Genomic DNA, 22,018 nt, shown 5'->3' on the forward strand with positions numbered 1-22,018 from the left:
TTTGATGACCCGAAAGGATTCGAACCTTTACACCAAGAGTCAAAGTCTTGGATGCTACCTTTACATCACAGGTCAGTTTGTAAGCTCAATAGGACTTGAACCTATACTTCAAGGGTCGTAACCTTGGGTGCTTCCATTTACACCATGAGCCTAAATTTGTACTCCACCTTGGATTCGAACCAAGACTGAACCGGGCTTAAACCGGATGCCTCTGCCATTTGGGCTAGCGGAGCGTTTGTACAGGAAGAGAGATTCGAACTCTCAGGATCTTGATTCTAAGTCAAGCGCGTATGCCATTCCGCCATTCCTGCATTAAAATTGTACTCTGTAGGAGAATCGAACTCCTATTTCCTCATAGAAAGTGAGGTGTACTAAACCATTATACGAACAGAGCAGTTTGTCTAGAGAGCAGGACTCGAACCTACAACCTCCCGCTTCCAAGGCGGGTAAACTACCATTGTTATATCTCTAGAATAAAAGCGGAAGAAGTAGGAGTCGAAGCCAAACGAGTCATTAGCTCCTAACAGTTTTATTCACATCAGTTTTATCTGTTTAAGAGTTGATCTGTTCGCCTGCCCGGCTCGGGTCAAGACTGCGGCCACCACCAATTGGCTTGCTCTTCCGTATTTTTATTGTCAATGAGAAATGATTGACAACATTTGTTGAATAAAGTCCAATTCCTTCATTCTTTATTGCAGTACCGACGGGATTCGAACCCGCAACCTTCCGAGAGACAGTCGGATGCACTAGCCGTTGTGCTACGATACTATAAATTCCCTTGGAAAAGAGGGGGTGTTTTAAACGAATTCACATTGAATTTTGCGCGCTCACCAGGATTTGAACCCAGACTAAAGGTGTTGGAGACCTTCGTGCTACCTTTACACTAAAAGCGCATGCATGAGTTAGTGGAAGTAGTAGGACTCGAACCTACAAGCTCCGAAGAGACCAGATTTACAGTCTGGGGAGCCAACCAATTGCTCAATACTTCCAGATATTAGAGACAAGAACAGGATTCGAACCTGTAAAAAACGGAGTTGCAGTCCGTAGCCTTAACCCTTCAGCCATCTTGTCTTTTGCGATACCAGTGACTCGAACTTACATCTCGAGAGTTAACAACACTATAAATAAGTGACCATTACCTTACAGTATCAATGTTGCGGAGGACAAAGGAATTGAACCTTCACTGCAATTATGCAGACCTGTTTAGCAGACAGGCGCAACAAACCAATATTTGCCTATCCTCCATAGCGGAAGAAGTGGGAGTCGAACCCACACGAGTCATTAGCTCCTAACAGTTTTATTCACATCAGTTTTATCTGTGTAAGAGTTAATCTGTTCGCCTGCCCGGCTCGGGTCAAGACTGCGGCCACCGCCAATTGGCTTGCTCTTCCTTATCATTATAGTTGACACAGAGGGACTTGAACCCACATCACCTCGATTAAAAGTCGAGTGCTTTTCCAATTAAGCTACGTGTCAATTTTGGTTTTCAGTATGTCAATGAACTATTAGAATAAAAAAAGGCGCCTGATTCAGGCGCCTCTTATATATCTTATGATGGTATGTCGAATTATGTTCGCATACACTTCTTTTCTATATAATAGACACCACTACTATTCCAATCGGAACAATATCCTCTTTGTTCGCTAAAGAGTTGGATTAAACTATGTTTTAAATTATTCGGTATCATTTCTTAATTTTTATATTCTTGTAAATTAGGCAATCGCTTTGTTGTTTCGTTATGATTACGGTGCAAAGATCAAAACTTTTTTTTAATCTCCAAATATTTTTTCGATTTATTTTATTGATTATCAGTCAGTTATGTTAAAATTTAAGCATAAGAATACCTGTTCGTTTCTCAACGAATTTTGGATTTTTTGGCAACTGTCTGTCTCCCTGATGCTTACTTTCCAAATGCTATTCTTTATGTCTTAATTAAGCTCTATTCATTTTTTCTAAAAAATTTCAATAAAAAAAGCGCCCAATTTCTTGGACGCTTATAGTTCTATATAGTTTTTATCTAAATCACTTCATATATAAGGATTAAAATTAGCTACATAACGTCCGTTTTCGATGGGATAACTCTCCTATCCATCGATAATCACACTGACTAAACAGTGATCTCGGCGTAATATGTGCTTTGTTTTTCATCATTTCTATCACAAATATTATATAATCTTGTGAGATAATCCAAATTTTACTTGCATTTTTCAGACTTATGAGTATTATTTTTTCTGAATTTATTCTCTATATTACCAAAATATATATGAAAATCTATTTATTCTCTTATAAATGACAGTTCAAGATTTTATTAATTGGTTCGGTAACCATCCTAATATAGTATTAGGATATTTTGCGATAGTGATCATAATTTCTCTAATAGGTTTACTCTTTGTAAAACCCTCAAACTTCAAAGCCCCTATTAATTATTTTTATGGGGTTCTTATTTACGCAGTTACCATTCCTGGATTATTAGCATTAATTTTACTTCTTTATAGTTTTTTCTTTCTAAAAACAAATCTACTTCAGTTAGATTTGGTTACGTATTTTGTTCCTTTAATCGGAATGATAGCTAGTTTAATAATCATTAATAAAACGGTAGCCATGTCTCAGATACCAGGTTTTGGTAAATTGTCTGGGCTTTTTATGTTGATCATGATAACCTTTGTGATCACCTACATATTACAAAGAATGTTTTTCGGAGTTTTCTTTGTCGGTAGATTCCAGTATTTAATAGGATTCTTCTTGTTATTATTAATAGGTATTAAAATTGCTTGGGATCGTATTGTAAGATAGCAGATGCTGTAATAACTGTAACGTTTTAGAGTCAAATGATACCAATATAATATAGGGGAAGTAGGAAATACATATTTTAAAACCTTACCGAACACTTATTTTTATAAATTTGTTTAAATTCACTAACCATGCTAAAAAACTTAAAGTCTTTATTTATAGTAGAAGATGAAGCAGAGAATAAGCAGGCTTCAGAACCCAAAGAGAATAATACGGGTACCAATGAAAAAAAATCAGCTCCAGCGGCTTCGACTCCACCGCCGCTTCCAAATAATCCTGTGCCTGTTTCTTCAGAAGGAGCGTTGGATAATAAAATAGTTGAAAAATTATTGCAAGCGATAGAAAAGAATAATCTAGACGGCTTTGACTATTTAGAATATAAGAAATCGCTAAAGGCATTGGAAAAAATGCCAATGGACGAAGCTACAAAGTATCGCTCTGCTTTTGCTACTGCATCTACTATGGGAGTAACGTTAGATAAGCTTTTGCAAACGACTAATTTTTATATTGGTGTTTTAGATAAAGAAAATGAGCAGTTTTTAGGGGCATTTAAAAATCAATTTGATAGTAAGGTGTCTGGTAGAGAACGAGAAATAGCACAGTTCGAATCTATTATTAAAGAGAAGTCAGAACAGATTAAAAAATTGACTGAGGAAATTACGAAGCATCAACAACAGATTAGTGATTTAAAAGCCAAAGTAGAGGAGAGTAATAATAAAATCAATAAAACACAGAACGATTTTAAAGTATCTTACAGTCATCTGAAGAAACAGTTTGAGGAAGATATTGTTAAAATGCAGAAATATTTAAAGTAAATGGACGACAACTCATTAAAACCAAAATCATTTTGGAAAAAACCCGAAGGTAAAACAGGGATGTTATTTATGGGGCTTTTAGGAGCCGGAGGATTATATGGTTTGTATAAAGTGCTGCCCTTTTTGATACAAATTGCAGAAAACACTCTGTATTTAGGGGTGCTTTTAGCTGTTTTGGGAGCTTTAATCTATATGGTATTAGATCCTAAGATGCGAAACCTAATTTTCTATATGTATAAATCTTTTATGCGCTGGATTACAGGTATTTTTATTCAAATAGATCCAATAGGTATTCTAAAAAGTTATATAGATGATTTAAAGAATAATCTTAGAAAGATGAATAAGCAGATCGCTGTGTTAAAAGGACAAATGAAGCGATTACAGCAAATCATCTATGACAATAAGAAAAGTATCAATAGCAATCTAAAACTAGCAAGTGCTGCAAAAGAAAAAGATAAAAAAGGAATTATGATCCTTAAATCTAGAAAAGCAGGACGTTTACAAGAATCTAATCTTAAGCTGGATGGGCTCTACAAAAAAATGGAAGTTCTATATAGAGTTCTTATTAAAATGTATGAGAATTCTGAAATTCTATTAGAAGATATCGAAGATCAAGTAATGGTGAAAGAGCAGGAAAGAAAAGCGATAAGAGCCAGTCATTCTGCAATGAAATCTGCCATGAATATTATTTCTGGTAATAATGATAAAAAAGAAATGTTCGATCGCGCTCTTGAGGTAATTGCCGAAGACGTGAGTATGAAAATAGGTGAGATGGAACGTTTTATGGATATGTCTACTAATTTCATGGATTCTATTGATTTGCAAAATGGAATTTTTGAAGAAGAAGGGCTAGAGCTATTGGAGAAATGGGAAAAAGAAGGTGTTTCTCTAATCTTAGGAAATCAAAAAGATTTATTAGTGCATGATCAACATAGTGTAGATTTAGATGCACCAATTGTAAAAACCAAAACACAAAATAATCAATATTCGGATTTATTCAATTTCGAAGATTAATAGTAATAACTAATCAAATATTATGGCAAGAGCTAAATTAACTCCATTTTCGAAACTTTTAATTGTAGCACTTATCCTTGGAGGGCTATATTTTCTTATAACTAAATTTGTAACCAACAATCCCGATGCTAAAGAACAAATAGAAAAACTCACTTCTAAGGACAAAGAAGGAAAAACAAAAGAGGGATATAAAGATGTAATCAATGTTGGAGTAGTGACTTGGGGTGGATATGCTGGTGGACAGTATTTCAATGAAGGATTCAAAGCGAATACAGATTCTAGGTTCTATAAAGATTATGGATTTAAAGTAAATTTTGAAGTAATCGATGATTTCGATGCTTCTAGAGATGCTTTTAAAAATGGTTCCATAGATTTAATGTGGGCTACGATTGATGCATTCCCAACAGAGGTAGAAGGATTATCTCAATATCAACCTCAAGTAGTGTTTCAGGCAGATTGGAGTAGAGGAGGAGATGCTATTGTGGCAGCGAGAGGCATAAATAAGGTAAGTGACTTAAGAGGAAAGAAAATTGCAGTGGCACCAATGACACCTTCACATTCTTTCTTGATCTGGTTATTAGAAGCTAGTGATATGACTACAAAAGATGTACAATTAGTAGAAGTTCCTAGTGCTATTGATGCGGCAGATTCTTTTAAAAGTAATACAGTAGATGCTGCAGTAGTTTGGAGTCCAGATGATGCGGATTGTGTAGCTAAAGTGGCAGGAGCAAAAGTGTTGGAAAGTACTAAGAATGCTACCCATATTATTGCGGACGTTTTTGTGTCTAAAAAGGAATTTGTAGAAACTCATAAAGAACAACTACAAGATCTGTATGAAGGATGGATGATTGGAGCTTCAGAATTAAATAGTTCAGATAGCAATAAGAGAAAAGCAGCTAAAATTTTAGCAGAAGGATTATCGCAGCCAGAAGATTTCTGCTACGATGCCATTAATAATGTTAGATTAGCTACTCATGGAGATAATAAAGATTTCTTTGGATTAAATCCTAGCTATAGTGGAGTTACTGGAGAAGATCTATACAATAAAATGAAAGTGAAATATAATAATCTTGGTTATAGTACAGCGGGTGCAAAAAGTTGGAGATTGTTATCTACAAAAGATTTAGTAAATAGAACTACACTTTCTGGTAATTCTCATAATGCAGAGCAACAGAAACAGTTTACCGCTGTGGATGAAACATTGGAGAAAAAAGAGTCCTTATCTTCTAAGAAAGTAAGTATTAGTTTTAGAACAGGAGAATTTCAATTAGATGAAAATTCAAAACAATTAATAGACTTACAGTTCACTCCAATTGCAAAGGCATTTGCCAATGCGAGAATTAGAATTGAAGGAAATACAGATAATGTAGGAAATCGTGCATCTAACATTGCTTTATCTAAGAAAAGAGCACAGTCGGTAGCTGATTATCTAGAAAAAGAACATCAAATGCCTCATAACCGATTTATCATTTTAGGAAATGGTCCAGACAAACCAGTTCCTGGTTGTGAGCGTAATCAAAATGCAGATTGTAAATCTAAGAACAGAAGAACAGACTTTGAATTGGTAGTAGACTAATGGCAGGGATCAAAAAACTTTTTGAGCTTAGAGGAAATTTAGCATCCAAAGACAAAGCAATACTAACAGCAATTGGAGCCATAATCCTTATCGGTTTATGGTTCCTCTTAGCTGAATTTCTGTCCACATCTGTAATTACTCAAGATGAATCCATTGATATTTCGAAAATAACGCAGAGTGAGCGAAAATATTACGAAAGTGATTCTTTGTTGGTAGCCAATTATGATGCACTAGAGAAGATGAGTTTAGAAGAATTGACTTCTTTTGGACTTAAGAAAAACAAAGTATATCCTTTACTGCCATCACCCGTAAAGGTAATTAAAGCGTTTCCTGATTTACATAAGAATGATGACGTAGTTGGGAATACATTCTACTCTATAAAACTAAACTTTTTAGGGTATCTAGTAGCTATTTTAGTATCAATACCAATCGGTTTTTTATTAGGATTGATCCCATTGTTTAGAGGATTGTTTAGTCAGATCATAAACTCATATCGATTTATACCACTTACTGCTGTAACTGGTATTTTTATAATGTGGTTGGGATTAGGAAGTGATATGAAGGTATCCTTTTTAGCTTTTGGTATCATTGTCTATTTGATACCTGTCGTCATTCAGCGGATCGATGAGGTACAGAATGTGTATCTCAATACTGTTTTTACGTTAGGGGCTACATCATGGCAAACCATTAGAACCGTATATATGCCATATGTGTTTTCTAAGATCATTGACGATATTCGGGTGTTAACAGCAATATCTTGGACCTATATAACTATCGTAGAAATGTTGAATAAAGGAGGAGGGATTGGAGAATTAATCTGGACTGCGAAACGGCAGAGTAGAATCGATAAAGCTTTTGCGATTCTTATAATCATTGTAGTAATTGGAATTCTACAAGATCGACTTTTTGTGTTGATTGATAAAATATTATTCTCTTTCAAGCATATTAATAAAGGAAATAAACACTAGTATGGCATTACAGTTTACAGATGCTCCTCAGGCACCTAATGTGATTGAACTTAGAGGGATATCCCAATCTTATGATGGAGGGAAAACCAAGATTATAGAAAATTTGGATTTGCTGGTAGAAGATAAGCCTATGCAAGGTCAGTTTACTGTTATACTAGGTATGTCTGGATGTGGTAAGTCTACTTTATTGAGATATATTGCTGGTTTGCAAAAGCCTACCTCTGGAACGGTATTGGTTAATGGGAAACCAGTAAGTAAGGAGAATAGAGTGAGTATGGTGTTTCAACAGTATTCTTCTTTGCCCTGGATGACCGTATTGGATAATGTAGGATTAGGATTGCGTTTTAAAGGAATTTCAAAGAAGGAACGGGACGAAAAAGCGATGGAAATGATCCAGTTAGTTGGCCTGGAAGGTCATCACAGGAAATATGCCCAATATCCGACCCTTTCTGGTGGGCAACTACAACGAGTAGCCATAGCCAGAAGCCTAATGTCTAATCCAGAGATTTTATTAATGGATGAACCCTTTGGAGCATTAGATATTAAAACTCGCTTGCAAATGCAAGATCTATTAATTGGTATTTGGGAAAAGTTTAGTCCTACGATCTTATTTGTTACCCACGATATTCAAGAGGCAGTGTATTTAGCAGATGATATTTATATTATGAAGCATGCACCATCGAATTTTGTAAAGCATATCGATATTGATTTACCTTTTAATAGAACACGCGAAACGAAAAGATTAGCACATTTTGATGAATTGGTTCATGAAGTTGAGGATGCTATGATGCAAATTGATGCAGGTAATTGATTTTGGAATTAAAAAGAAGAAAGCTGTTTTTAAAACAACTTTCTTCTCGAAATGCTTGTTTATTTAATATGATATTTTGAATGTCATATTAACCTGGAAAACCTGTGTTTCCAATGCAAGCACAATCAAACAAATACTCATTTGGTCCACATTCAGGTGGTAATTCGAGGCAATCAGAACCTAACGATCCCCCATGAATTGTGCTTTGGTTTTTCTTTGAAAGAATTGAAACATCCGATAAGTTTAAAATGCTTTTTAACATAATAAAAAATTAAAAATTAAAATGATTCCTGAACATAAGACACTCAGGTTTGTGTCAGAATCTTGTGTAAGATTCCATAGATACCTTTAGTTTTAGGAATATTTGTTATTGTTAAAAAGGTGTAATTTTCTGTTAAATTTCAGAAAAAGGAATGATTAAAAAATTAAAACAACTAAAATGAAAAGTGTAATAGGGATATTTTTGATTACGGTATCATTAGTGATATTTGGAGTTAGAATTTCAAAAAAAATACAGTTTAAACAAAATGTATCAGGATATTTAAAAAGGGCAGCTGATGCAAGTACAATTGAGATTGCAAATGAAGAACTGACTAAGGTAATTACGTATTTAGAAGCTAATAATTTAACAAGTGGATATACTTCAATGATGTGGGAAACTCCAAATGAAGATATTGGATTTTGGTATAAAAACTTAAAAGCAAGTCAAAATGAGTTACAGAATTTAAAATCCGAAAGCGCCTTAGAAAGAACCAATGTACTTATAAAGCTTAGAGAAACTTTGTTGGATACAGGTAAGAAAACAAAGGTGACAATTCCAAAAGGATTAGCGGTTTATCCTGATAATAAGTTATGGGGATTTTTGATAACAACAGCCTTATTTTCATTATTGATCGGTTTTGTACTAATTGCCATAGAAGCCGATAAAAAGGCTAAAAAGAAAGCCGAAGAACAATTAAAAGCATAATTCATTTTTCTTGAAAAAATCTTATGACCAACAGAAAATATCATAAAGCCACAGACCAGTTTTTTGCTAAATTAGATCAAAAACACAAAGCTTCTTTTTTTAAAGGAAAGTCCATTAATCCTCTAAAAATACTAACGATCTCTGAAGCGTTTCCTTCCTTAAAAATAAAAGATGAAGACTTACTACTATTGTATTCTCTAAAGGAATCTATAGATGAATTAGATTTTATCATTACTACTCAGTATATTCATATTGCTGGTGCAACACTTTCTCTAGATAAGGATATTTTTAAGGATGTAAAATTTAGTGCTTTTCCAAAAGAGCACATAGTATTATTAGATTCTTTGATGGAAGATCTTTTGCTTACTAAAAAAGACGAGAAAAAGACACTAGCTGATTTTACAAATAAATTCAAAGATTTTGTTAACCAAAAAGAAGACGTAGCGAAAGATTATGATGTGGATTATGAGTTTCTACAGATCTTAAAAAACGAAGGGGAAAAAATTCAAAATCTTGCTGAGGATCTTAATAATAACAAACGTTTTTCTAATACGATCAATGCTATTGTTCATAAAACTGATGATGCGATAGAGTTTAAAGCAGAACATGTGATTTTGCAGGATATTATTAAGGTATTTAATATGATTTATCCTTTAACGGATAAAGAAAATACTGTTGCCGATGCCAAGGTGAAATTTTTACTTGCATTCATGTTCGAAAAGTTGCAAGGCAATGATATCATAGCTTCACTTTCTATAGAGCGTATCAACAAATTTGTACAGTCAGAGAAGTTTGAAGAGAATATAGAAATCATAAAAACAGCAAGTCTTTTTGATTTAGGAGAAGATTATAAGAACGAATTTTTATTACCCTCCTTATTAAAGCGATTGGATAGTCAGCATTTTGCGAATTCAGCCTCTTTTTTATATCGGATTGCTTCGTTAATTGCAAAGGTAGATGATACTATTTCTGAAGAGGAAAAAACCTTGCTAAAGAAGATTAATGATAAGTTGCAACACCCCAAAGAAAAACTAGAAGGCGTAAAGCAAACCGAGATTGATGAAAATGAGACCTTGGATGATGTAATGGATGAGCTCAATGAACTAATAGGATTAGATAATATAAAAACGGCTGTTAAAGAGTTGTCTAATTTCTTGAAAGTGCAAAAGCTGAGAGAAGAAAAAGGGCTTAAAAATGTAAACAATTCGCTACATTCTGTATTTATGGGACCTCCTGGAACAGGAAAGACCACTGTTGCGCGTTTGGTGTCTAAAATCTACCGACACCTAGGATATCTAGAAAAAGGACATCTGGTGGAAACAGACAGAACAGGAATGGTAGCCGGTTACGTAGGTCAAACTGCCCTGAAGGTGGAAGAGGTAATCAAAACTTCACTGGACGGAGTTTTATTTATTGATGAAGCTTATTCTTTAGCCAAGGATAACAAAAAAGACTTTGGTAACGAGGCAGTTGAGGTATTGCTTAAGAAAATGGAAGATCATAGAGATCAACTAGTAGTGATTGTAGCAGGATATCCAGATGAGATGGAAGAATTTATTGAATCGAATCCAGGACTACAATCACGATTTAATCGATATTTCACCTTTGATCACTATAAACCCAAAGAGTTAATAGGTATTTTTGAACTATTCTGTCTCAAAAATGATTTTGTGTTAGCGGAAGAAGCAAAAGAAAAATTGGAATTTATTTTTGATAAACTTTACGAAAAAAGACATAAAAGTTTTGGGAACGCCAGAGTAGCACGTAATTTATTCGAAAAAATTATAGAGTACCAAGCGAATCGCATTGTAGCTATTACGCCACTTACCGAAGAATTGTTAAAGACAATTGTTGAAGAAGATATTCCACCAATTAATCAAACGGTTGATGATTATCTTAGATTTCAAAAAGATGAAGAAGAAGCTTAAATTAGCACGCAATGCATATTGAAAAAGTCTTATCCTATTATCAGGATTGTTACAAACAAGAATTTAGAGATAATGATGTCCTTAATTTCTTAGGAACAAAGGTAGATAAACGGTTTTTCTTAAAAAATAGCACAGGCTTATATAGAGAAGAGGATCCTACGTTTATGAAAATCGATTTTGGCGAGGATTTATATAAGTATCTAGAAATTTACCGAAAAGAGAAAACCTTTGTCGCGTGTAGTTTTTTTATAACAGGTAAACTCACTTTTTTAGGGAGAAAAAGAACAATATGTGCGCCGTTAATAGTAACTCCTGCTACCCTAGAGATTAATAGTGATGCACTCTATCACATCAACTATAATTTTGAAGAAAATAGAGTAAATGAAGCTTTATTAAATGTGTTAAAATCAAACTTTAATCTAGATGATTCCTTTTCTCTAGAGATAAAATCACTAATTAATGATCAGGAACCTTCTAAACAAGATATCCAAGGAATTGCAAAAAAGCTAGAAGAATATATACCTATTCATACCAGCGAATTAGAAATTTTACCAGTACTTTTAGAAGGGCAAAAAATTAGGGAACATTCAAAATCTCTTACTCTACAACTACTCCCAGCTATAGCTTTGGGGATTGTAGAAAAATCAAAATCGAGTCGAGACGTTTTGCATGAGATTGATGAAATCAAAGAAGGTCATTTATTCAATGATACGCTTCGTGGATTTTTCTCCAGAAGGAAAACTGAGATTAACACTGATGCAATATCTAAGGAAGGAGTTTATGTACCTTCTAATTTAAGTAGTTCACAACTTGGGATTATTCAAGCTGTAAAGACCAATGATATAACAGTGGTGATAGGACCTCCAGGTACTGGCAAATCGTACACAATAGCCTCTTTAGCATTGGATCAGGTATATCATAACAAAAGTGTTTTAATATGTTCTAAATCTGATCAGGCGGTGGATGTACTGCAAGAAAAAATAGTACAAGACTTAGGAGTAAAAGGGCTTTCTATACGCGCTGGATCTGGCCGTAGTCATAAAGCGAAATTAAAAAAGAAACTAGAATCAATTAATGTTTTTCAAAAAGGAGGGAAGGATTACTTCATCCCTAAAAAACAAAAAGAGATTGATCATGCCGTAAATAAGATCAAGGAAATTAGTGATGAAATTCGAGATCGAGAGGAGAGAGAAATTAAAAACGCTGAGTTGTTTTTAGATTACAACCCTTCTTTTTTTAAGAGATTAAAACGTAAATATGTTTCTAAGCAAGTCTTAAAAGAATATCCATTTTGGCAGTTAATAGAATTGTTGGAACATTATATTCATCAAAAAAATAAATTAATTAAAGAAATCATTTCTTTAAAATATAGAGATAAGATTTCTGATTTGTTATCAAAGGATCAAACACTATCTAAGTTTTCAAAATTGGTAAAGACCAGAAATATCGAAGAGCGAGAGCGTTTGTTTCAGGAAGTCGATTTTCAATCTGTATTGCAATGTTTGCCGATTTGGATAACAAAATCTACCGATGTTAGCGATGTTTTTCCATTACAAAATGATCTTTTTGATGTAGCGATCATAGATGAAGCTTCCCAGTGTGATATTGCTACGATGATTCCAGTACTAGCTAGAGCAAAGAAGGTAGTAGTTGTTGGAGATCCAAAACAATTAAGACACGTTTCATTTTTGTCTAAACAAGTTATGCAAGATACAGCAAATGCTTATGGTTTGTTGAAAGGCGAAGAAGTGATGAATTACAGAGAAACTAGTTTTCTAGATTATGCTTTGGAGCGACTGCCTTCTCAGAGCAATGTGCATTTTTTAGATGAGCATTACCGAAGTGTTCCAAGCATCATAAGATATAGCAATCAAAAATTTTATTTTGAAAAGCTAAAGGTGATGTCTGACTTACAAATCCATCATAAAACCTCTGCAGTACATTGGGTTTTCTGTGAAGGTGAAAAATTGAAAAACGGAACCAATTTACAAGAGGCAGAACAATTATTAGAAGATATACAAAAAGTTATCGATGAAGAACATCAAGTAGCTATTGGAGTGGCTACAACGATTGGAATTCTTTCACCATTTAGAGATCAGGTAAATTATTTGAAAGATAAAATCGAAGAGCTTGATCTTGCTGCTATCAAAAAACATAAAATTGCTGTAGGTACACCTTTTGAATTTCAGGGAGAAGAACGTGATCAGATGTATATTACCTTCACTATAGATAACCAAACAAGTACTTCGGTGTTCCAATATCTAGATAGAGAAGATGTTTTTAACGTTAGTATAACACGTGCCAAGCAGCAGCAATTTCTATACTATTCTTTCGATCCTAAGAATTTTAAAAACAAACATTTAGTAATCGATTATTTATCGGAAACAAGGATCCAATATCCTCAAAATTCTGTGGAGGAATACATGGATAATTTTGCCGAAGAAGTGTTAGAAGAGCTAATCCAGTTGGGCATTAAACAAGAAGATATTATTGTAAATTATCCTATCGCAGGTTATGTAATGGATATTTTGGTAACACATAAACAACGCACCATTTGTATAGACTTGGTTGGGTATCCAGGAGCATTGGAAAAGACATTTTCAATAGATCAATATAAAACATTATTTAGAACACAAATACCAATTATTACGATACCTTACGTATATTGGTTACATAATAAAAAAGAATGTTTACATCATATTACTAAGAAAGTAAGAATTGCCAAATGATTACCGAGAAAGAAATATCAAAGCAAATCGGAAGAGCAGTAAAATCACCTATCAGAGTTGGAAGTGTTACTGATTTAAAGATTGATGTTAGTTCTTTTTTACATTTTTTTAGACCTTTCTTTTCAGAGCTACAAGACGATGCATATGTAGTTAGAGGAAAACAAATCGCCTTTTTAAAAGAAGTTTTTCCAGAGGATTCCGTATCAATAGAAAAGTTACATAAAGCGTATTTTGAAGGGACCAAAACTTTGGATGCGTTAGCCTATTGGTTACAACAACTTACCGATAACCAACAAAGGGAATTCGAGCAATTATCTACCATTACCAGACAGCGCAATATCTCAAGTTTTTTGATTGAAATTTGGGATGATCAATATTTTGTAGAACGGATCATACAGCAAGGTTTTGAACAAGATGTAGATGATTTTCGTGTTTGGAAACGTGTTTTCAAACAAGCATCCAGATCAGCTGTAGAAAATGAGATGTTTTTTGAGTTGCTGAAGCGAATGGCAAGATTGGTAAAACACATACATCCTGAAGTTCGAAAGATTCAAATCACCAGTCATTTTATGAGAACTATTTCTCATGAAAAAATAAAAGGAGAAAACGCTCCAGAAGGTGTTCATGAAGATGGAGCTCAATATATCATGTCTGCTTTAGTGGTCAATAGACAAAATATAACAGGTGCTGAGAGTCAGATTTACGAAAAGACAATGGCAGAAACCAATGAGCTGATCTTTAAAAAAGTACTACAACCAGGAGAATTTATTTTTCAAGCAGATACGGGAGAAGAATTTACTTTCGGAAATGATCTATGGCATTATGTAACACCTATAGAACCAGAAGATATTTCTAAACCTGGAATCCGTGATATTATCGGATTTGATATCGATATTTTAGAGTAAAGATATTCCTGTTTCTTCTTGTAATTTATGAGAGATGATTTCAATTTGTTTTTTAATGAGTCTAAAGCTGGTATTCTCATATACAGTTTTTAATTCATCTTTCCCAGCATCTTCAAATTGATAAGCAAGTGTTTGAATACAAATTTTTCCTAATGATTGTGATGTGGCACCGTAGTTAGAACCTATGGAAACAGCATAGCATCTTTCTAAAATATTGGATATAAGCTTAATACAGTTTTGATTGTTTCTGTATCCATGTAGTTGTATCAATCCCTTGACTAGATTTATATTCTCTTGGTAAACATGCTCATAAACACCATAGATAATATCTTTTTCGTTATTGTCCTCTTTTTGCCTTAGTGTTACATTTCGTAATCGTAAATAAGCAAATTTTCGGAGTATTGAGTAGCTAAAATCATCGAACTTCTTTTGATGTATCTTTTCTAAACATTCATTAATCTGTATAAAGGATTTTTGATGAATATTTTTGGAGAGAATTTTAAGGATTTTCGAAATATTATGTTGGTATTTCTCACTCATATTAGAGATCAATTTGTTTACATGAACTCCAAACGGATCTGGTAATAACTGAAAAACATATGCCGAAGGGATTAAATTGATTTTACTGTTTTCCAGAATAACTCTATGAATAATACTTTTAGCATCCATATGCTGTTTTATAGAAAGATATTGTATAGATCTAGAGCGTAAGAAAGAATGTAAACTCACATTTAACTCAGGACTTATCTTATAATTAATGGAATGCTTTTTTAGTTGTCTCAATAATGGCCGAAGCGGATAATCGTATACGTAGGTGTCTTTCCATTTATGGAAGAAATAAGTAAAGTCCTGACTGGTAAGACGCATTTTAGAATTTAATAAGTGATATCCAATGGCGTGTTTAAAATCTTGTGGGATTTTATCAACTAATTTGCTCTCAGATTTGGAAGAGGATCTTCTGTTTTTAGAGCGTTCTTTAAAAAGATAATACAATACCTCTTTTTTAATTTCGGGATGAGAACCTAGTAAGGTTTTATGATGCTCCAAAGAGTTGAAAATTACTTTTTCTAGATTGTCATGATTGTAATCAAAAAGCGAAGTAGCATCTTCATAAATATTCGTTAGCATTTCTTCTGCTATAGGAGAGTCTTCATCAGAAAAATCAAGATCTATAATATAGGGGCCGTTCTTTTCTTGGGAGGAAGTTTCAGAACTTAAATGCGCTAATTCTTCCTTAGATATTTCAAATGTTTTTTTGATTCCAAAGAATGATAATATGTTCTTAATGTTTATAGCCAAATCTATTCTTTATGAATTCTAAATCAAACTAATCCCCATTTGTTCTTTAAGTATTTTTGACTCTTTTTCTATTGTTTGCTTTATCTGTTTATAGGTAGTTTCTTGATAGAGATTTTTAATTTTTTGTATTCCGGTTTCTTCATAATGATTTGCTAATGTATAGACACATAGCTTGCCTAATGACTGAGAGGTTTGGCCTAGCCGCACTGCATTAGCATTAGAAAAAGAACGTTCGGTAATTCTAAGAAGATTAGGGATTGCACTTTTTTTGTGTTTGAAATCCGCTAATGAAATGATAATACTTTTGAGAATTGTTATGTTCTCTTTTTTAATGTATTGACAATTATATCTTACTTCTTTTCCTGTGTTATACGTTACTTTTTCAACCCTCAGATTGCTCATTTTAGGTTTGAATAAAGAGGCTTTTTTAATAAAATGCAACATTTGTATTTTATAAGCATTCCTTCCTATAGTATTTAGCTCTTCCTGAATGAGAACTATTAATTTAAAAGGATTGTAAAATTCTTTATTCTCTTCAAAAGTCTTGAATATATGACAATAAGCATCTTGTTCTTTTTGATCACAGTTTCGAATAAATTTGTTGATGTAATCAGCAAAAGGGTCAGAAGCTAATAAAAATGAGGGTTGATTTTCATCATTGTCTTGAGCATATAAATGCAATATACGTTGTATTGTATTCCTAGGAGTTTTGTAATAGTTGTACCACTCATTATGAAACCTTGGGGTTTTTAAAAACTTTTGGAGATACTGATAAAACTCTTTACTTACTGTATCATTTTTTGTTTTTTTTCTCAGTCTAGAAGTTAAAGAAGCAATTGATACATAAGTGGGATATTTTACCCAAAGATTCATGAAGTATTCGAAATCTTTTTCTTTAAAATGCAGATTCGATCTTAGGAGAAGTTGTAATATTTCCTTTAAATACTGAGTTTTTAAGGGAGGCTTAACTATGTTTGGAGTGGTTTCAAACCAAATAATTTCCTTCGTAATCCAATAAGCAAAATCCCGTTTGAAAGATATTTGTTGTTCAGATAGAAATATATATGAATCTAAACTCGTGAACTTCGGAGCCCAATAATTATATCTGTTGATTTTAAATTTATGTTTGGCTTCTTCAAAAATGGTTTTGGATAACTCTTCAAAACTGTATTTAAACAGAGGAGTAGTTATTACATCAATGATTTCTTTTTCATGCTTGTCATTTTCTTGATTTTCATCGACATCATCTGTTATTTTTTCTAGTTCACGTTCCGTAATCTCAAATTTGGATTTTTTGATACCGAATAAAAAAGATAGAATTTTGTCTAAAATCATTAACAAGTAGGTTTTACTAGAAATGGAAAACATTAAGACAACATACAACTGATATGATCTAAAGAAGAACCATAATCGAAACTAAAATCTATGTGTACTAAATCTCCAGCTTTTACTTCTTGAGTATTGGTAGTTTTTAATACTGTAGGAGGCATCAGACTATCAGTTCCTGTAAAATTAGCACCTTCAGTAACTTCTACATAGGATTCTAGGTACAATGCGTTTACGGTTCCCGAAAATAAAACAGGAACAGAAAAACTTAGTTTAACTCCTTGTTTTTTTTCTTTTAATAATTCGATTTCATTTACCAAAAACTGTTGTGTTAAAAACATCGGTTGATGTCTGGTAAAATTAACAGGGTAATGATGTATGTTTTCATCAATTTCCGCTTCGCAAAGTCTAGCAAAGTTTACAATGCGGTTTGGGAATAATTTTCCGCCAGGTTTTAAAAATTCACGCATATGCTGAAAAATCTGTACCTGAAATTCATTAGCACAATAAATACTCATTAATTCGCCGACTACAAAGTCTACTTTTTCTGGTAAATCTACAGTGAGGGCATCAGCATAGATTACTTCTACTTTATCGGCCCAAGGATATTTGGAAATTTCTTCATTGATAAAAGGAATGAGATCTGGATTATTTTCGATCAGATATGCTTTTTTTACATAAGGCATGTATAATTTGGTAAGAGGCAAGGTTCCAACGCCAATTTCACAAACAGTAGCATCTTTAAAATTATCGTTGAGCTGAAAGGCCTTGTGAAAAGCATCTACACGTTGTTTATCTGTTTCCATAATCTTATAGTAGATTTCAGGGAAACCAAAATGAGATTCATCAAATGTCTGCGCTTTTAGTAAGCTATATTTTAGCGCATCATAATTGTCAACTACTTCCTCGAATAATTTGTCTTTCATCGTCGTATTGATTGTTTTGAGTAAATATAGTAATTAAACGAATGGGCGTAATAGATAAAAATAAAAGACCGAAAAAAATAATAAATAGGGGTAGGGTATATTTTATATAGTACGTTTTATACATAGACAACTGATGTAAATGAACTAAAACTACGCTGTAAGATGACCAAAACTATTCAAAAAGTGACCTTTGTTAGCATTTTAGAATCTGTATCATTGATTCTATTTATGTTGATAGGAACAGCAAGTTTTTCTCAGCAATCTAATAACTCGTATATTTTTGGTCACAGTTTAGTAAATCATAGTGCTGATCAGGCTACTCAAAATAGAAGTAATATACCAGATTGGATGTATTTGCTTGCTCAACAAGCAGGGAATCAATATACGGTAGATGGTCAGTTTAATTTTTTACCACTACAACAGTTGCCGCCCATATTTCAATGGGGGTTTATAGATGCGCCTAATACCAGAACCAATGAATCTAACGACGATTTTGGAAGTTGGAATTATGATAACGTAATTGTTACACTAGCTAACTTTATTCAGCAAACCTCCTCACCTTCAGAAAATGCTTTTTGTGATGCACAATATATAGAAGATTGTAATGAAGATCCTAATGCGTTAAGTTCTGTAGAGGCGGTTTTGCGAATTTTAGATTATGCCAGAACAGAAGAAACAGGAATTCATTTCTATATTTATGAAAACTGGCCAGAGTTTAACGGGACATTTCCTCCAAATTCTCAAGCACAGGAAGATCAAGAGTTTGGAGCTTTTTATGATTATACTCGTGAGGATTTTCATGATTGGTGGATTACGCTCCAAGATGAGGTCTTAGCATTAAGACCAGATGCTGAAGTGAAATTAATTCCTACAGGACCAATTTTAGCAGATTTATTTTCTGATCAAGGAATATTATCAGATATTTCGGCAACTACACTCTACGAAGATTCAGCGCCACATGGGTATCCGGTACTGTATTTTCTTGCGGCATTGGTACATTATTCCGTCATTTATGGAGAACAACCACCAGCTAATTTTCAGTTTCCGGATGAGGCATTAACTAGTCCCATTCAAATTCCTGATACAGTAAAAAATAATTATAATACGATAGTAGATTTTATTTGGAACAGTCTTCAGAATTATACATTTGATAATGGAGATAGCAGAGTTTTTTTAGAAAATCAAACCCTATCCATACAAGATATATCAACAAATACTCAAAAACCTATACTATATCCGAATCCCGGAAATGGTGTTTTTAATCTAGAACTTCCACAAACTACAATTTTCCCGGTTGAAGTAAAGATTGTAAATACCATTGGTCAAGTAATTGATGAAATTTCCATAGCTGATCATCAATCGACAAATTTTAATTTAGATAAAAAAGGGACGTTTTTTCTAAAAATTATTGGTGATCAGTATTCGGATATCGTGAAAATAATTGCCAGGTAAATGGTGATAGATAAAAAATCCTGCTAAGCTCATTGAATTAAGTTTGTGTTAGACGCTATTTTATTTGGGAAATAGTTATTTTCAATGAGCTCTAGCAAGATAATAGAATGTTCTATGCGTTTTTAAATTATATTTATTGTATTGATTTTTGATGATTTAACTACATCCCAGGTCGGCTTTCGATGCAGGATCGCTATTTGGAAAGCAGTTTCCAGAGTTTACCTGATCTGGATCATATCTTGATAAATTAGGATCTCTTAAACTATTTTCAATAAACAATACAAGATTATCTATTTCGGTTTTGTTTAGTTTAATATCACCAAATTGAGGAGCTAGATTAGCAGTTGTAGCTTCAGAACTTTGGGGAACACCTGCAATTTTATATTCTATGACCTCTCTAACAGATGTAAAAGTTCCTCCGTGACCATAAAAACCACCATTGTCAACTAGGTTGTATAGTGTAGGAGTTTTAAATTTATATTCGTCTGCTGCTACTTTGGTAAATCCACCTCTTCCTTTTTTTACATTTTCAAACCCAACAGGATCTAAAACAACAGCATCGCTAGAATTATCAAAATCCCCCATTCCGAAGGCATAGAAATTCTTGTCATTTAAAGCAGGTCCTGTATGACATTCATAACATTTTCCTTTCCCAAAAAATGCCTTCGCACCTTTCTTTTCATCATTAGATAACATGCTGTAATTACCTTTAAGCCATTCTTGCCAAGGAGATTGATTGGCTAATACGGTTCTTTCATAAGCCGCAATCGCTAGGGCTGCTGTTTGTGTGGTATACCTTTCAGAAACGGGAAGACTTGGAAAAGCGTCATCAAACATCTGTTGGTATCCAAAACTAGATACAAAATTGCCATCAACTAATAATCGATGTACTCCTTGTCCTTTGATCGCTTGTACTTCCACACCTTCAAATCCTATAAAGTTTTCAGGAATGTTGGTCCAATTAGCTTCTGTACCCAGATTGGTACCTGATCCTCCGAATTGACCATTCCATAGCATGATGTCCTGATACGCTGCATTTAATACTGTCGGAGAGCGGATTGGTTGGATATCCGCATCACTTACGGCAATGCCAGGATTAAAAACACGTGCTTCACCACTAGTACCAAAACCTACACCAGCTTCACCAATACCTTGTCTGATTCCTGCTCCAAAACCAGCTGCTGAATGATGGCAAGAGGCGCATGAATACGTAAATAAGTTAGATGCAGTCGTTGGGTTTCCTCCAGTTGCGGTTTCATGGAAAAGAAGCTTTCCTAAAGCTACTTTTTCATCTGTAATAGGATTTAATGGATCTTGAGGAATACTACTATATTGATCGCTATTTGGAAGAATAAAATAAGCAGCTCCAACGCCTCCAGAAATAGCATCCAATTCGTCTAGTATTTGTTTATCTAAACCAGTAGCAGTGTTGGAGTTTTTTGAAAATAAATTTTGATCTTCATTCGAGTTTAATGGAATGTACTCGTCTTGCTCACATGCCAATAGAGTGGAAATAAGGGCAAAAAAAAGTATTTTTTTCATAAGTTAAATTTAATAGTAGGTAATAATGTTAATAATAAAGTATTAAGGAACTTTATACACGAGTCCTACGGAAAATCCAGAGGCTCGATCATAATTCTTTCCACTCATATTGGTAGTGTATCCTGTAGAAACTCCAATACTCTGTTTATATACAGGGACATAGAGGTCAAAATAAAAGTTAGTGTAATCAACTTCAGTTTCTGGTAGTGCGGCCGCACCACCTGCTTCAGCAAACTCAGGAGTACCGATATCAAGACCGTCCAAAGAATTTTGAGTTCCTATTTTTGCATGAGCGTAAAACCATTTATTATAATATCCCAGTTTCGCACTAAAAAGAGTGGCATTTGGGATTTCAAAATCACCATTGTTACGCAAGCTGTAAGCTGCTTGCAATTCTACAAACAGATTTCTGGAAGCATTGATTTGTACAAACCCACACCCATCAATGGCAGTAGCTCCGTTTCCTAATGATAGAATTCCAGCTTCTTCATATCCTCCTACGGGAACGGATACACCAGCGGCGCCGCCGATAGCAATTTTCGATACGTTGTTAATTTGAGCATCTAAAACTCGGGCTTTAAAAAACATACTTAAGTCTTGTACTCCGCTTACCTGATCCGTTTGCGAAACAGGATCTAAAACGCCGGTTTCATTTTGCATAGAGATGTAAGGAAGGGTGACTGTGGTTGAAAGCCAATCTAGGATTCCATATTCTCCATAGACACTAACTACAGAAGAGCTGATTTCTCCCATATTCATTGGGGTCGTTTCCGTTTGTGTATTTCCCATAAAAAAATTGTCATAGCTTTTGTACGAATATGATGAAGCTACTGTAAACTCGTTCTTTTGTGGAAAAAAACCATTGATGATTGTTTGTGCTGTTAATGAAGAAAAAGAAGTTAAGCAGAGTATAAATAGTGAGATTTTAAGGGTAATATTTTTATTCATAATAGAGGGTAATTTAGTTTTA

The 22,018-nt window shown here is 33.8% G+C and carries 16 protein-coding genes and 11 tRNA genes; 11 read left to right on the forward strand and 16 right to left on the reverse strand.

Translation table 11 applies throughout. The features are described from left to right. Positions 1–4: 4 nt before the first annotated feature. The 11 genes from Q1A73_RS13055 to Q1A73_RS13105 all read right to left on the reverse strand — a co-directional run bounded on the left by Q1A73_RS13055 (position 5) and on the right by Q1A73_RS13105 (position 1,476). Positions 5–75, reverse strand: a tRNA-Gln gene (locus tag Q1A73_RS13055). Between the two features lie 5 nt (positions 76–80). Next, positions 81–152, reverse strand: a tRNA-Arg gene (locus Q1A73_RS13060). Between the two features lie 86 nt (positions 153–238). Next, positions 239–311: transfer RNA gene (locus Q1A73_RS13065), tRNA-Leu, on the reverse strand. Between the two features lie 89 nt (positions 312–400). Continuing rightward, positions 401–472, reverse strand: a tRNA-Pro gene (locus tag Q1A73_RS13070). Positions 473–695: 223 nt separating this feature from the next. Beyond that, positions 696–768: transfer RNA gene (locus Q1A73_RS13075), tRNA-Asp, on the reverse strand. A gap of 54 nt (positions 769–822) precedes the next feature. Then, positions 823–893 (reverse strand) — tRNA-Trp (locus Q1A73_RS13080). 13 nt (positions 894–906) lie between these two features. Continuing rightward, positions 907–989 (reverse strand) — tRNA-Tyr (locus Q1A73_RS13085). A gap of 9 nt (positions 990–998) precedes the next feature. After that, positions 999–1,071, reverse strand: a tRNA-Cys gene (locus Q1A73_RS13090). Between the two features lie 86 nt (positions 1,072–1,157). Further along, a tRNA-Ser gene (locus Q1A73_RS13095) sits at positions 1,158–1,244 on the reverse strand. Between the two features lie 4 nt (positions 1,245–1,248). Beyond that, positions 1,249–1,391: transfer RNA gene (locus tag Q1A73_RS13100), tRNA-OTHER, on the reverse strand. A 12-nt stretch (positions 1,392–1,403) separates the two neighbouring features. Then, positions 1,404–1,476, reverse strand: a tRNA-Lys gene (locus tag Q1A73_RS13105). A gap of 813 nt (positions 1,477–2,289) precedes the next feature. On the opposite strand from Q1A73_RS13105, the gene Q1A73_RS13110 reads away from it, so the two are divergent. From Q1A73_RS13110 to Q1A73_RS13155, 10 genes are all read left to right on the forward strand, one after another. Beyond that, complete coding sequence (locus Q1A73_RS13110) at positions 2,290–2,793, forward strand: hypothetical protein (RefSeq protein ID WP_299606270.1); 504 nt, start codon at positions 2,290–2,292, stop codon at positions 2,791–2,793. 128 nt (positions 2,794–2,921) lie between these two features. Continuing rightward, entirely contained in the window at positions 2,922–3,605 is a 684-nt protein-coding gene (locus Q1A73_RS13115) for a hypothetical protein (RefSeq protein ID WP_299606273.1), read from the forward strand. After that, the gene (locus Q1A73_RS13120) at positions 3,606–4,619 is read left to right on the forward strand and encodes a hypothetical protein (protein WP_299606275.1); all 1,014 of its coding nucleotides are present in this window, start codon (positions 3,606–3,608) and stop codon (positions 4,617–4,619) included. It begins immediately after the preceding gene. 22 nt (positions 4,620–4,641) lie between these two features. Next, a complete protein-coding gene (locus Q1A73_RS13125) occupies positions 4,642–6,195 on the forward strand; it encodes a phosphate ABC transporter substrate-binding/OmpA family protein (RefSeq protein ID WP_299606276.1) in 1,554 nt (517 codons plus the stop codon). Beyond that, a complete protein-coding gene (locus Q1A73_RS13130) occupies positions 6,195–7,163 on the forward strand; it encodes an ABC transporter permease subunit (RefSeq protein WP_299606280.1) in 969 nt (322 codons plus the stop codon). Before Q1A73_RS13125 ends, Q1A73_RS13130 begins: the two co-directional genes overlap by 1 nt. 1 nt (position 7,164) lies before the next feature. Further along, positions 7,165–7,974, forward strand: coding sequence for an ABC transporter ATP-binding protein (locus Q1A73_RS13135; protein ID WP_299606282.1), 810 nt, complete (start codon positions 7,165–7,167; stop codon positions 7,972–7,974). A 439-nt stretch (positions 7,975–8,413) separates the two neighbouring features. Further along, positions 8,414–8,941 (forward strand): hypothetical protein, encoded by a 528-nt coding sequence (locus Q1A73_RS13140; protein WP_299606283.1) that lies wholly within the window; start codon positions 8,414–8,416, stop codon positions 8,939–8,941. A 23-nt stretch (positions 8,942–8,964) separates the two neighbouring features. Then, positions 8,965–10,869, forward strand: a complete 1,905-nt coding sequence (locus Q1A73_RS13145; protein WP_299606286.1) for an AAA family ATPase — start codon at positions 8,965–8,967, stop codon at positions 10,867–10,869. Positions 10,870–10,880: 11 nt separating this feature from the next. Next, positions 10,881–13,598, forward strand: coding sequence for an AAA domain-containing protein (locus tag Q1A73_RS13150; protein ID WP_299606289.1), 2,718 nt, complete (start codon positions 10,881–10,883; stop codon positions 13,596–13,598). Beyond that, positions 13,595–14,503 (forward strand): 2OG-Fe dioxygenase family protein, encoded by a 909-nt coding sequence (locus Q1A73_RS13155; RefSeq protein ID WP_299606291.1) that lies wholly within the window; start codon positions 13,595–13,597, stop codon positions 14,501–14,503. Before Q1A73_RS13150 ends, Q1A73_RS13155 begins: the two co-directional genes overlap by 4 nt. Here Q1A73_RS13155 and Q1A73_RS13160 read toward each other — a convergent pair. The 3 genes from Q1A73_RS13160 to Q1A73_RS13170 are packed head-to-tail and all read right to left on the reverse strand — an operon-like array spanning position 14,495 to position 18,054. Continuing rightward, positions 14,495–15,802: a hypothetical protein gene (locus Q1A73_RS13160; RefSeq protein ID WP_299606293.1), complete on the reverse strand. Its 1,308-nt coding sequence runs from the start codon at positions 15,800–15,802 to the stop codon at positions 14,495–14,497. The genes Q1A73_RS13155 and Q1A73_RS13160 overlap by 9 nt on opposite strands. An 18-nt stretch (positions 15,803–15,820) precedes the next feature. Next, positions 15,821–17,137: a hypothetical protein gene (locus tag Q1A73_RS13165; protein ID WP_299606295.1), complete on the reverse strand. Its 1,317-nt coding sequence runs from the start codon at positions 17,135–17,137 to the stop codon at positions 15,821–15,823. Positions 17,138–17,169: 32 nt separating this feature from the next. Next, positions 17,170–18,054 carry an rRNA adenine N-6-methyltransferase family protein gene (locus tag Q1A73_RS13170; RefSeq protein ID WP_299606297.1) on the reverse strand — a complete coding sequence of 295 codons (885 nt, stop codon included), beginning with the start codon at positions 18,052–18,054 and terminating at the stop codon, positions 17,170–17,172. A gap of 162 nt (positions 18,055–18,216) precedes the next feature. Here Q1A73_RS13170 and Q1A73_RS13175 point away from each other — a divergent pair, with 162 nt between their 5' ends. Further along, a complete protein-coding gene (locus Q1A73_RS13175; RefSeq protein WP_299606300.1) occupies positions 18,217–19,506 on the forward strand; it encodes a T9SS type A sorting domain-containing protein in 1,290 nt (429 codons plus the stop codon). 156 nt (positions 19,507–19,662) lie between these two features. Here the strand turns inward: Q1A73_RS13175 and Q1A73_RS13180 are convergent, their stop codons facing one another. Together Q1A73_RS13180 and Q1A73_RS13185 are read right to left on the reverse strand one after the other, a co-directional pair. Then, positions 19,663–21,048, reverse strand: a complete 1,386-nt coding sequence (locus Q1A73_RS13180; protein ID WP_299606303.1) for a cytochrome c peroxidase — start codon at positions 21,046–21,048, stop codon at positions 19,663–19,665. A 42-nt stretch (positions 21,049–21,090) separates the two neighbouring features. Beyond that, a complete protein-coding gene (locus tag Q1A73_RS13185; RefSeq protein ID WP_299606305.1) occupies positions 21,091–21,996 on the reverse strand; it encodes a hypothetical protein in 906 nt (301 codons plus the stop codon). Positions 21,997–22,018 lie beyond the last annotated feature (22 nt).

The sequence above is a fragment of the uncultured Aquimarina sp. genome (genome assembly GCF_947492115.1).
Lineage (GTDB): Bacteria > Bacteroidota > Bacteroidia > Flavobacteriales > Flavobacteriaceae > Aquimarina.

What these genes read in the sequence shown, in the direction of transcription:
- Q1A73_RS13175 (WP_299606300.1), top strand. Translation starts at nt 18,217, where the DNA reads ATGACCAAAACTATTCAAAAAGTGACCTTTGTTAGCATTTTAGAATCT.
- Q1A73_RS13185 (WP_299606305.1), bottom strand. Translation starts at nt 21,996, where the DNA reads ATGAATAAAAATATTACCCTTAAAATCTCACTATTTATACTCTGCTTA.
- Q1A73_RS13125 (WP_299606276.1), top strand. Translation starts at nt 4,642, where the DNA reads ATGGCAAGAGCTAAATTAACTCCATTTTCGAAACTTTTAATTGTAGCA.
- Q1A73_RS13150 (WP_299606289.1), top strand. Translation starts at nt 10,881, where the DNA reads ATGCATATTGAAAAAGTCTTATCCTATTATCAGGATTGTTACAAACAA.
- Q1A73_RS13165 (WP_299606295.1), bottom strand. Translation starts at nt 17,137, where the DNA reads ATGATTTTAGACAAAATTCTATCTTTTTTATTCGGTATCAAAAAATCC.
- Q1A73_RS13110 (WP_299606270.1), top strand. Translation starts at nt 2,290, where the DNA reads ATGACAGTTCAAGATTTTATTAATTGGTTCGGTAACCATCCTAATATA.
- Q1A73_RS13155 (WP_299606291.1), top strand. Translation starts at nt 13,595, where the DNA reads ATGATTACCGAGAAAGAAATATCAAAGCAAATCGGAAGAGCAGTAAAA.
- Q1A73_RS13140 (WP_299606283.1), top strand. Translation starts at nt 8,414, where the DNA reads ATGAAAAGTGTAATAGGGATATTTTTGATTACGGTATCATTAGTGATA.
- Q1A73_RS13170 (WP_299606297.1), bottom strand. Translation starts at nt 18,054, where the DNA reads ATGAAAGACAAATTATTCGAGGAAGTAGTTGACAATTATGATGCGCTA.
- Q1A73_RS13180 (WP_299606303.1), bottom strand. Translation starts at nt 21,048, where the DNA reads ATGAAAAAAATACTTTTTTTTGCCCTTATTTCCACTCTATTGGCATGT.
- Q1A73_RS13145 (WP_299606286.1), top strand. Translation starts at nt 8,965, where the DNA reads ATGACCAACAGAAAATATCATAAAGCCACAGACCAGTTTTTTGCTAAA.
- Q1A73_RS13130 (WP_299606280.1), top strand. Translation starts at nt 6,195, where the DNA reads ATGGCAGGGATCAAAAAACTTTTTGAGCTTAGAGGAAATTTAGCATCC.
- Q1A73_RS13120 (WP_299606275.1), top strand. Translation starts at nt 3,606, where the DNA reads ATGGACGACAACTCATTAAAACCAAAATCATTTTGGAAAAAACCCGAA.
- Q1A73_RS13115 (WP_299606273.1), top strand. Translation starts at nt 2,922, where the DNA reads ATGCTAAAAAACTTAAAGTCTTTATTTATAGTAGAAGATGAAGCAGAG.
- Q1A73_RS13135 (WP_299606282.1), top strand. Translation starts at nt 7,165, where the DNA reads ATGGCATTACAGTTTACAGATGCTCCTCAGGCACCTAATGTGATTGAA.